This window comes from Pseudomonas sp. SWRI18, from assembly GCF_014268345.1.
Taxonomy (GTDB): Bacteria; Pseudomonadota; Gammaproteobacteria; order Pseudomonadales; family Pseudomonadaceae; genus Aquipseudomonas; species Aquipseudomonas cedrina.
Genome location: NZ_JACCQQ010000037.1, coordinates 20,560 through 30,442 on the forward strand (window position 1 = coordinate 20,560; position 9,883 = coordinate 30,442).

The 9,883-nt window shown below is 60.6% G+C and carries 10 protein-coding genes; 7 read left to right on the top strand and 3 right to left on the bottom strand.

The features are described 5' to 3' along the window. The first annotated feature begins 270 nt into the window (after window positions 1–270). The 3 genes from H0Z09_RS26115 (at window position 271) to H0Z09_RS26125 (ending at window position 2,732) form a co-directional block, all read left to right on the top strand. Window positions 271–888 carry a glutathione S-transferase gene (locus tag H0Z09_RS26115; RefSeq protein ID WP_186694601.1) on the top strand — a complete coding sequence of 206 codons (618 nt, stop codon included), beginning with the start codon at window positions 271–273 and terminating at the stop codon, window positions 886–888. 135 nt (window positions 889–1,023) lie between these two features. Then, window positions 1,024–1,956, top strand: a complete 933-nt coding sequence (locus H0Z09_RS26120; protein WP_186694604.1) for an ABC transporter ATP-binding protein — start codon at window positions 1,024–1,026, stop codon at window positions 1,954–1,956. Then, window positions 1,953–2,732 carry an ABC transporter permease gene (locus H0Z09_RS26125; protein ID WP_076954801.1) on the top strand — a complete coding sequence of 260 codons (780 nt, stop codon included), beginning with the start codon at window positions 1,953–1,955 and terminating at the stop codon, window positions 2,730–2,732. The genes H0Z09_RS26120 and H0Z09_RS26125 overlap by 4 nt, the downstream gene beginning before the upstream one ends. Before the next feature lie 165 nt (window positions 2,733–2,897). Here the strand turns inward: H0Z09_RS26125 and H0Z09_RS26130 are convergent, their stop codons facing one another. Further along, entirely contained in the window at window positions 2,898–3,437 is a 540-nt protein-coding gene (locus tag H0Z09_RS26130) for a TetR/AcrR family transcriptional regulator (protein ID WP_186694606.1), read from the bottom strand. A 91-nt stretch (window positions 3,438–3,528) separates the two neighbouring features. Between H0Z09_RS26130 and H0Z09_RS26135 the strand changes: the two genes are divergently transcribed. The 4 genes from H0Z09_RS26135 (at window position 3,529) to H0Z09_RS26150 (ending at window position 8,266) form a co-directional block, all read left to right on the top strand. Continuing rightward, window positions 3,529–4,722: an MFS transporter gene (locus H0Z09_RS26135; protein ID WP_186694608.1), complete on the top strand. Its 1,194-nt coding sequence runs from the start codon at window positions 3,529–3,531 to the stop codon at window positions 4,720–4,722. 42 nt (window positions 4,723–4,764) lie between these two features. Then, entirely contained in the window at window positions 4,765–5,076 is a 312-nt protein-coding gene (locus H0Z09_RS26140; protein WP_076954798.1) for a cupin domain-containing protein, read from the top strand. Between the two features lie 107 nt (window positions 5,077–5,183). Further along, complete coding sequence (locus tag H0Z09_RS26145; protein WP_186694610.1) at window positions 5,184–6,332, top strand: TDT family transporter; 1,149 nt, start codon at window positions 5,184–5,186, stop codon at window positions 6,330–6,332. 65 nt (window positions 6,333–6,397) lie between these two features. Then, window positions 6,398–8,266 carry an MFS transporter gene (locus tag H0Z09_RS26150; protein ID WP_186694612.1) on the top strand — a complete coding sequence of 623 codons (1,869 nt, stop codon included), beginning with the start codon at window positions 6,398–6,400 and terminating at the stop codon, window positions 8,264–8,266. A gap of 117 nt (window positions 8,267–8,383) precedes the next feature. Here H0Z09_RS26150 and sugE read toward each other — a convergent pair whose 3' ends face one another. After that, a complete protein-coding gene (gene sugE, locus H0Z09_RS26155; RefSeq protein ID WP_186694614.1) occupies window positions 8,384–8,698 on the bottom strand; it encodes a quaternary ammonium compound efflux SMR transporter SugE in 315 nt (104 codons plus the stop codon). 105 nt (window positions 8,699–8,803) lie between these two features. Continuing rightward, the gene (locus tag H0Z09_RS26160) at window positions 8,804–9,769 is read right to left on the bottom strand and encodes a bile acid:sodium symporter family protein (protein ID WP_076954794.1); all 966 of its coding nucleotides are present in this window, start codon (window positions 9,767–9,769) and stop codon (window positions 8,804–8,806) included. Window positions 9,770–9,883: the final 114 nt, after the last annotated feature.

A 9,883-nucleotide genomic window follows, 5' to 3' on the forward strand; every position in this document is an offset into this window, starting at 1 on the left:
TGTACTGCAAGCACCTGGCAGCAGGCACCGACATTGGGCTGAATCGGGGTGATGTGCGCCACGGACGCATACTTGCATCCCGGCCGCTTCATCGATAGTGACCACCCCGTGGTGGTGGAGTTCGCCGGGAAACCACTTGGAACCTGCAGGTATTCAAGTGACCCGTCAGTCAGCGTTGATGCGGCGTTGCGAACCGATTCAAGCCACAGGTAAACCGGCGTATGCTGCTGCGGTCATCCAGCCATGTTCACCAACACTAAAGGCGCGGTCATGCTGAAGATCTGGGGTCGTAAAAATTCATCAAATGTCAGGAAGGTGCTGTGGTGCGCCGAGGAACTCGGTCTGGACTATCAAGCCATTGATGCGGGCGGGGCCTTTGGTGTGGTCGACACACCGCAATACCGAGCACTGAACCCCAACGGTCGAGTGCCGATGATCGAAGACGGCGACTTCGTGCTGTGGGAATCCAACACCATCGTGCGTTATCTGTGCGCCAGGCAGGCGTCGGACTTTTACCCGAACGACCTGCAAGCCCGGGCCAGTGCCGAAAAATGGATGGACTGGACCACGTCCACGCTCGCCGATCCGTTCAAGGCGGTGTTCTGGGGCATCCTGCGCACACCGGCCGACAAGCAGAACTGGGACAGTATCAATGCCGGGCGCCAAGCCTGTATCGATGCGCTCACCATGGTCGACCAGGCCCTCGCCGAGCAGCCTTACCTGTCCGGCCAAGCGTTCGGCATGGGCGATATCCCGCTGGGCTGTTTTATCTACGCCTGGTTTGAAATGCCCATCGAACGGCCTGCAATGCCCCATCTGGAGGCCTGGTACCAGCGCCTGCAACAACGTGCGGCCTACCGCAAAGCCGTCATGACCGCGTTGACCTGATACTGACTATTAATGCAGGTGACTGTACTTGTGCCGCGCGGGCAAGCACCATGCCCGCCATGCACCGCAGGTTGAACTACCTGCGGTTCGCCCTCATCTACTCTTTCTATTCCCTTCTTTGGTGCGTAATCCGATATGAGTTCCGCTCTGTCCATCCGGCAGCTAACCAAAACCTACGGCAACGGTTTCCAGGCCCTGAGTGGTATCGATCTGGACGTTGCCGAAGGTGACTTCTTCGCCTTGCTCGGCCCCAACGGCGCCGGCAAATCCACCACCATCGGTATCCTCTCGACCCTGGTCAACAAGACCAGCGGCACGGTGAATATCTTCGGCCATGACCTGGACAAATCCCCGGCGGCGCTCAAGCGCTCCATCGGCGTGGTGCCCCAGGAATTCAACTTCAACCAGTTTGAAAAGACCTTCGACATCGTCGTGACCCAGGCCGGCTACTACGGCATCCCGATGAAAGTCGCCAAGGAACGCGCCGAGCAATACCTGACCCAGCTGGGCCTGTGGGACAAGCGTGATGTGCCCTCGCGTTCGTTGTCCGGTGGCATGAAGCGCCGCCTGATGATCGCCCGCGCGCTGGTGCACGAACCGCGCCTGCTGATCCTCGACGAGCCCACCGCCGGCGTGGATATCGAGCTGCGTCGCTCGATGTGGACCTTTCTCACCGAGCTGAACGAGAAAGGCATCACCATCATCCTCACCACGCACTACCTGGAAGAGGCTGAGCAGCTGTGCCGCAACATCGGCATCATCGACCACGGCACCATCGTCGAGAACACCAGCATGCGTAACCTGCTGGGCCAGTTGCACGTGGAGACCTTCTTGCTCGACCTGAAAAACAACCTGCCGGTAGCGCCGCAGCTGCTCGGCTACCCGAGCCGCCTGGTCGACAGCCACACCCTGGAAGTGCAGGTGGACAAAGCCATGGGCATCACCGCGCTGTTCACACAGTTGGCGGCCCAGAACATCGAAGTGTTGAGCCTGCGTAATAAAACCAATCGCCTTGAGGAGTTGTTCGTGTCCCTGGTGGAGAAAAATCTGGCGAAGGTGGCGGTATGAGTTCCGAACTGCAACCCAACCTCGTCGCGCTGCAAACCATCGTCTATCGCGAAGTGAAGCGCTTTACCCGGATCTGGCCGCAGACCCTGCTGCCGCCAGCGATCACCATGGTCTTGTACTTCGTGATCTTCGGTAACCTGATCGGTCGGCAGATCGGCGACATGGGTGGTTTCACCTACATGGAGTACATCGTGCCGGGCCTGATCATGATGTCGGTGATCACCAACTCCTACGGCAACGTGGTCTCAAGCTTCTTCGGCAGCAAGTTCCAGCGCTCCATCGAAGAACTGATGGTGTCGCCGGTGTCGCCGCACACCATCCTGATCGGCTATACCTTGGGTGGCGTGCTGCGTGGCCTGATGGTCGGCGTGATCGTGACCTTGTTGTCGCTGTTCTTCACCCATTTGCAAGTGCATCACCTCGGGGTCACCATTCTGGTGGTGGTACTGACGGCGACGATCTTTTCGCTGCTGGGCTTTATCAATGCGGTGTTCGCGCGCAACTTCGACGACATCTCGATCATCCCGACCTTCGTGCTGACGCCGCTGACCTACCTGGGTGGGGTGTTCTACTCCATCACCCTGTTGCCGCCGTTCTGGCAGACCGTGTCGCTGGCCAACCCGGTGTTGCACATGGTCAATGCCTTCCGCTATGGCATCCTGGGGGTGTCGGATATCAAGATCAGCGTGGCGATCACCTTCATGCTGGTGGCGACGGTGGTGTTGTATATCGGTTGCACGAAATTGCTGGTGAGCGGGCGCGGTATGCGTACCTGACCGCTGACGCTCCATAAAAATGGCCTCCCTGTGAGGCCATTTTTTTGGAGATACACAAAACAAATGTGGGAGCTGGCTTGCCTGCGATGGCATCAAATCGGTGATGTACCGAGGTGTCTGCATCGCAGGCAAGCCAGCTCCCACAGTTTGATCGGCGTACGGCCTTTAGTTTTTCAGGGCCAGTTCGATCAGTGCATGCAGTTCCTCGACCGTCGGCGGCGCAGTCGAGAACAGGATGCGAAACACCGTCGGCGCCGCCAACAGGTTGATCAGGTGGTCCACGCTGGGTCGCAAGTCATTCGGATAGCGATCAACAATCGTCTGCAGTTGCCCGCTCAGGATGCTCACGCAATACCCCGGCGTCGCGCTGCATTGCACGTCACGCAACATGTTGCGCCCCGGCTGCGAACTCATTTCATCCAGGTACTGCTCGGCCCAGGCCCGCAAGTCGCCGCGCAGGCTGCCGGTGTTGGCAGGCTCGCTGTCCGGGCGCATGCGTGCCAGGGCTACGTCCGCGAGCAACGCCGAGAGGTCGCCCCAGCGCCGGTAAATGGTCGAAGGCGTCACCCCTGCGCGCGCGGCGATCATCGGCACGGTGACACTGGAGCGTTCATGGGCTTCCAGCAGTTCACGCGTGGCGGTATGCACTGATTCCTGGACCCGGGCACTGCGGCCCCCCGGGCGAAGGCCTTCTTTAATTGCCATACGTAAAACCTTAACACAAAGAATTTGCTTTAAGCGCTCTCGGGTAGCACACTCCGCAAAAGCAAAATATTAGCTTTAGCGGAGCGTGCCCATGTCCAATCAGATTACCCACCGTTCCAGCCTGGTGTTTCTTGCGATCACCTTGCTGACGTTTCTCGCGGCCTCCAGTGCGCCGACGCCGCTGTATCACCTGTATCAGGAAGGCCTGCATTTTTCTGCGGGCATGCTCACGCTGATCTTTGGCGTGTATGCCTTGAGCCTGCTGGCGGCGTTGCTGACCGTGGGCTCGTTGTCGGACCACCTGGGGCGCAGGCCGGTGATTTTTGCCGCGCTGATTCTGGAGATGGTGGCGATGCTCTTGTTTATCAATGAAAGCAGTGTGGCCTGGCTGATCGCCGCGCGGATACTGCAGGGGTTTGCCACTGGCATGGCCACCGCCGTATTGGGTGCGGCACTGCTCGATACCGATCGCCAGCAAGGCCCGCTGGTCAACAGCGTGGCACCGTTGCTGGGTATGGCGTGCGGTGCGATGGGCAGCAGTGTGCTGGTGGAGTTCGCGCCGTTGCCGACCCAGTTGATTTACTGGGTCTTGCTGATACTGATGCTGTTGCAGGCCCTTTATGTCTGGCGCCTGCCGGAAACCGTCAGCCGTATCCCCGGTGCGCTGGCGTCACTGCGCCCGACCTTGCACGTACCGCCTCAAGCGCGCCGCGCCTTGTGGTTGTCGCTGCCGGTGGATGTGGCGGTGTGGGCGATGGGCGGGTTCTATTTGTCCCTGGCACCCTCGCTGGTGCGAGCGGCGACCGGTTCGACTTCCAACCTGATCGGCGGTGGCCTGGTGGCGGTGCTGACGCTCAGCGGTGCACTGATGATTTTCAGCCTGCGCAACCGCCCGGCCGACAAGGTGCTGCGCCTCGGCGCCGGGTTGCTGGCCCTGGGGGTGACGTTGATCCTCGCGGCCGTACACAGCGCCAGCCTGCCGCTGTTTTTCGTCGCCACCCTGATCGCCGGCAGTGGTTTTGGCGCAGGTTTTCTCGGTGCCTTGCGCAGCGTGGTGCCGCTGGCCTTGCCCCACGAGCGCGCAGGCCTGATGTCGGCGTTTTATGTGTTGAGCTATCTGGCGTTCTGTTTGCCGTCCCTGCTGGCGGGCAACCTGATTCGCAGCTTCGGCCTGATCGCCACCACCGATGGCTACGGCGCGGTGCTCATTCTGTTATCCGTCGGTGCCCTGATCGGTCTGCTGCTGCAGGATTCGGCGCGGGCCAGGGCGACGACAGGCGGCTGATGGGTATAATCGGTGCCCCTATCGCCTGGCCGAGATTCAAGCATGAAGATCATCCGCAGCAAGGACTTCACCGGCAGCCGTGCCTGGGAAGCGCTGGACATTGCCACTATGAACGGCATTACCACGCGGTTGCACTGGACGGACCAACCGTACCGCTGGCACATCAACGACGGTGAAGAAGTGTTCGTGGTGCTCGACGGCCGGGTGCAGATGCACTATCGCGACAATGGCTTCGAACAGGTGGCGGAGCTGCAAGTCGGCGATATTTTTTACGCCAGCATTGGCACCGAGCACGTGGCGCATCCACAGGGACCGGCGCGTATTCTGGTGATTGAAAGCGAAGGCAGCGTTTGACGATATATAGGTAAACCAGATAATTGATAGAGATATTACCCGTTATATAGATATGCGATCAGGTTCTATCATGGCCTCACCCTCATACGAGGACGAGGATTACCATCATGACCTGCTCGACTACCGTCAGCTACAGACCCTTCAGTCACCTGGCCCGGCCCCGGGAAGTGATCCGCCAGTTCACCCCGAACTGGTTTGCCGCGACCATGGGCACCGGCGTGCTGGCGCTGGCCTTGGCGCAACTGCCCGTCGATTGGCCCGGCCTGTACACCGTGGCCGAAGGGCTGTGGCTGTTCACCATCGGCCTGTTTGTCCTGTTCAGCGGGTTGTACGCGGCCCGCTGGCTGATGTTTTTTCACGAGGCTCGGCGGATTTTCGGGCATTCCACGGTCTCGATGTTCTTCGGCACGATTCCCATGGGCCTTGCGACTATCCTCAATGGCTTGCTGTTGTTCGGCCTGCCGCGCTGGGGCAGCGACGTGATACCGCTGGCGCAAGCCCTGTGGTGGCTGGACGTGGCCATGGCGCTGGCCTGCGGGGTGCTCATCCCGTTCATGATGTTCACGCGCCAGGAACATAGCATCGACCAGATGACGGCCGTATGGCTGCTGCCGGTGGTTGCCGCTGAAGTCGCCGCCGCCAGCGGTGGCTTGCTCGCGCCGCACCTGGCTGACGCCCCTGCGCAACTGGTGATGCTGGTCACCAGCTACGTGCTGTGGGCGTTTTCTCTGCCGGTGGCGTTCAGCATCCTGACCATCCTGATGCTGCGCATGGCCTTGCACAAATTGCCCCACGCCAATATGGCGGCCTCGAGCTGGCTGGCGCTGGGCCCGATCGGCACGGGTGCGCTCGGTATGTTGCTGCTGGGCGGCGATGCGCCGGCGATCTTCGCGGCCAACGGTTTGCCGGGTGTCGGTGAAATGGCCAACGGCCTCGGCCTGGTGGCGGGCATCACGCTGTGGGGCTTCGGCCTCTGGTGGATGCTTATCGCGGTACTGATCACCCTGCGTTATCTGCGCGCCGGCATCCCGTTCAACCTGGGCTGGTGGGGGTTTACCTTCCCGTTGGGTGTGTATGCGCTGGCGACGTTGAAGCTGGCGAGCCTGTTGCACCTGGGGTTCTTCAGCGTATTCGGCAGTGTGCTGGTGATGGCGTTGGCGCTGATGTGGCTGATCGTCGCCAGGCGCACCGTGCAGGGCGCGTACAAAGGTGAGCTTTTTGTTTCTCCGTGTATTGCGGGACTAGGGAATAAGTAAGCGGGATTAGGTAAAGTCGTGGCCTGAATGCTTTAAAAAAAATAGGCCACCCAGGAACACGGACGATGAGCCACCCCTCGCAATTCACCTTGCTGCGCACACGGCGCTTCCTGCCGTTTTTCATCACCCAGTTGCTGGGCGCGTTCAACGACAACATCTTCAAGCAATCGCTGATCCTGGCCATTCTCTACAAACTCAGTATCGAGGGCGACCGCTCCATCTGGGTCAACCTGTGCGCGTTGCTGTTCATCCTGCCGTTCTTCCTGTTCTCGGCGCTGGCCGGGCAGTTTGGCGAGAAATTCAACAAGGACGCCTTGATCCGCGCGATCAAGATCGGCGAGATCGTGATCATGGCCGTGGGCGCCACCGGTTTCCTGACCAACCACCTGGAATTGATGCTGCTGGCACTGTTTGCCATGGGCACCCATTCGGCGCTGTTCGGGCCGGTCAAGTACTCGATCATGCCCCAGGCCCTGCACGACGATGAGCTGGTGGGCGGCAACGGCCTGGTGGAAATGGGCACGTTCCTGGCCATCCTGGCGGGCACCATTGGCGCCGGGATCATGATGTCGGCCACCCATTACGCGCCGGTGGTGGCGGTGGCGATTGTCGCTGTGGCGGTGTTGGGTTACCTGGCCAGCCGCAGCATTCCGCGGGCGGCCGCGTCGACGCCTGGGTTGCGCTTGAACTGGAACATTTTCAGCCAATCCTGGGCCACGTTGCGCCTGGGCCTGGGGCAGACGCCGGCCGTTTCGCGCTCCATCGTCGGTAACTCGTGGTTCTGGTTTGTCGGTGCGATCTACCTGACGCAGATCCCGGCCTACGCCAAGGAATGGTTGTACGGCGACGAAACCGTGGTGACGCTGATCCTCACCGTATTCTCGGTGGGTATCGCGCTGGGTTCGATGCTCTGCGAAAAGCTCTCTGGGCGTAAGGTGGAAATCGGCCTGGTGCCGTTCGGTTCATTCGGCCTGACCGTGTTCGGCTTGTTGCTGTGGTGGCACTCCGGCGGTTTTCCGCAGAACGTGCAGGCCAACGACTGGCTCGCCGTGCTCGGTTATGGCCAGGCGTGGTGGGTGCTGTTTGATATTCTCGGCCTGGGCGTGTTCGGCGGCTTTTATATCGTGCCGCTGTATGCGCTGATCCAGTCGCGCACCGCCGAGCACGAGCGTGCGCGCGTGATCGCCGCCAACAACATTCTCAATGCCTTGTTCATGGTGGTCTCGGCGATCGTGTCGATTCTGCTGCTGAGCGTGGCCAAGCTGTCGATCCCCGAGTTGTTCCTGGTGGTGTCGCTGCTCAACATCGCGGTCAACACCTATATCTTCAGGATCGTCCCCGAGTTCACCATGCGTTTCATGATCTGGCTGCTCAGCCATTCCATGTACCGCGTGGAACACCGCAACCTTGCAGCCATTCCGGATGAGGGCGCGGCGTTGCTGGTGTGCAACCACGTTTCGTTTGTCGATGCGCTGCTGATCGGCGGCGCGGTGCGTCGACCGATTCGCTTTGTCATGTACTACAAGATCTACCGCTTGCCGGTGCTCAACTTTATCTTCCGCACGGCGGGGGCGATTCCGATTGCCGGGCGCAATGAAGATATCCAGATCTACGAAAAGGCCTTCACGCGGATTGCGCAGTATCTGAAGGAAGGGGAGTTGGTGTGCATCTTCCCCGAAGGCAAGTTGACCGCCGATGGCGAGATGAACGAGTTTCGCGGTGGCGTGACGCGCATTCTGGAGGAGACGGCGGTGCCGGTGATTCCGATGGCGTTGCAGGGGCTGTGGGGGAGTTTCTTCAGTCGCGATCCGAACAAGGGGTTCTTGCGTCGGATCTGGTCACGGGTGGTGTTGGTGGCGGGTGAGCCGGTGGACGGGCCGACACCGGCGCGGTTGCAGGAGGTGGTGGGGTTACTGCGGGGGAGTGCCAGGTAGTTTTGTGTTGGATCTACCGGCCTCTTCGCAGGCAAGCCAGCTCCCACATTAGACCGCATTCATATGAACAACTCAGTCAAATGTGGGAGCGGGCTTGCTCGCGAAGGCGGTAGTGGCCTAGGTGCTGATCTTGAGGCCAATCAGCCCGCAAATGATCAACGCCACACTCGCCAACCGAAACAACGCCATGGATTCCCCGAACAGGACAATCCCGGCGATCACCGTGCCCACGGCACCCACGCCGGTCCAGATCGCGTAGGCGGTGCCCAGGGGCAGCTCTTTCATCGCCAACCCCAGCAGGCCGAGGCTCACAGCCATGGCGGCAATTGTCAGGACGGTGGGCAGTGGCTTGCTGAAACCGTCGGTGTACTTCAGGCCAACGGCCCAGCCGACTTCAAACAAACCCGCAAAAAACAGAATGATCCAGGACATGATGACCTCGCTTTTTCAGGCGGGGTCGTCCCCGGATTCAACGCTCGTTGGCGCCGCGAGGTCGTCCCCGCGAAGCGCGTAGAGTGCCGAAAATGGATCAGGCGATCAAGTTTTCGAGGTGTTCTCCAAGACGCGACGGTCTTCCTTTTCGCTCATGCGACGGAAGTAGGTCGACAGCAGTGCCCCGGAGATATTGTGCCAGACGCTGAACAACGCACTCGGCACCGCCGCCAGCGGCGAAAAATGCGCACTGGCCAGAGCGGCGCCCAGCCCTGAGTTCTGCATGCCCACTTCCAGCGCCAGCGACTTGCGCTGCGCCAACGGCAACTTGAACACGCGGCCGGTGAAATAGCCCAGCAGGTAACCGAAGCTGTTGTGCAGCATCACCACCGCCATGATCAACAGGCCCGACTCGGCAATCTTCGCCTGGCTCGCCGCAACCACCGCCGCGACGATGATCACGATGCTGACCACCGAGACCAGCGGCAACACATCCACCGCATGACGAACCCGGTCACCAAGCACACGTTGCGCCAGTACGCCCAGCACGATCGGCAACAGCACCACTTGCAGGATCGACCAGAACAATTCCATGAACGACACCGGCAGCCAGGCCGAGGCCAGCAGCCAGATCAGCGCCGGCGTGAGCAGCGGGGCGAGGAGGGTGGTGACCGCGGCGATGGCCACCGACAACGCCAGGTCGCCCCGGGCCAGCCAAGTCATCACGTTGGACGAGGTGCCGCTTGGGCAGCACCCGACCAGGATCACGCCGACGGCAATTTCCGGCGGCAGGTGAAAAGCCTGGCACAGCAACCAGGCCACGCCGGGCATGATCACAAAATGCGCGACCACGCCCAGGGCCACGCGCCACGGATGGCGGGCGACCTCGGCGAAGTCATCCATCTTGAGCGTCAGCCCCATGCCGAACATCACCAGGCCCAACAGTGGAACGATGGCGCTTTTAAGGCCGATGAACCAGCCGGGTTCCAGGAAGGCGACGACGGCGAAGATCAACACCCAGTAGGCGAAGGTATTGCCGACGAAGCGGCTCAAGGCGGCGAGTGCGCGCATGGGGGATGTCCTTGTTTTAATTCTTGAAGTGTAAATACATTCAAATGTGGGAGCGGGCTTGCTCGCGAATGCGGTGTGTCAGTCAATACCTCTTTGACTGATACACCGCATTCG

What these genes read in the sequence shown, in the direction of transcription:
- H0Z09_RS26140 (WP_076954798.1), top strand. Translation starts at nt 4,765, where the DNA reads ATGAAGATCATCCGCAGCAAGGACTTCACCGGCAGCCGTGCCTGGGAA.
- H0Z09_RS26130 (WP_186694606.1), bottom strand. Translation starts at nt 3,437, where the DNA reads ATGGCAATTAAAGAAGGCCTTCGCCCGGGGGGCCGCAGTGCCCGGGTC.
- H0Z09_RS26160 (WP_076954794.1), bottom strand. Translation starts at nt 9,769, where the DNA reads ATGCGCGCACTCGCCGCCTTGAGCCGCTTCGTCGGCAATACCTTCGCC.
- H0Z09_RS26145 (WP_186694610.1), top strand. Translation starts at nt 5,184, where the DNA reads ATGACCTGCTCGACTACCGTCAGCTACAGACCCTTCAGTCACCTGGCC.
- H0Z09_RS26125 (WP_076954801.1), top strand. Translation starts at nt 1,953, where the DNA reads ATGAGTTCCGAACTGCAACCCAACCTCGTCGCGCTGCAAACCATCGTC.
- H0Z09_RS26135 (WP_186694608.1), top strand. Translation starts at nt 3,529, where the DNA reads ATGTCCAATCAGATTACCCACCGTTCCAGCCTGGTGTTTCTTGCGATC.
- H0Z09_RS26150 (WP_186694612.1), top strand. Translation starts at nt 6,398, where the DNA reads ATGAGCCACCCCTCGCAATTCACCTTGCTGCGCACACGGCGCTTCCTG.
- H0Z09_RS26120 (WP_186694604.1), top strand. Translation starts at nt 1,024, where the DNA reads ATGAGTTCCGCTCTGTCCATCCGGCAGCTAACCAAAACCTACGGCAAC.
- sugE (WP_186694614.1), bottom strand. Translation starts at nt 8,698, where the DNA reads ATGTCCTGGATCATTCTGTTTTTTGCGGGTTTGTTTGAAGTCGGCTGG.
- H0Z09_RS26115 (WP_186694601.1), top strand. Translation starts at nt 271, where the DNA reads ATGCTGAAGATCTGGGGTCGTAAAAATTCATCAAATGTCAGGAAGGTG.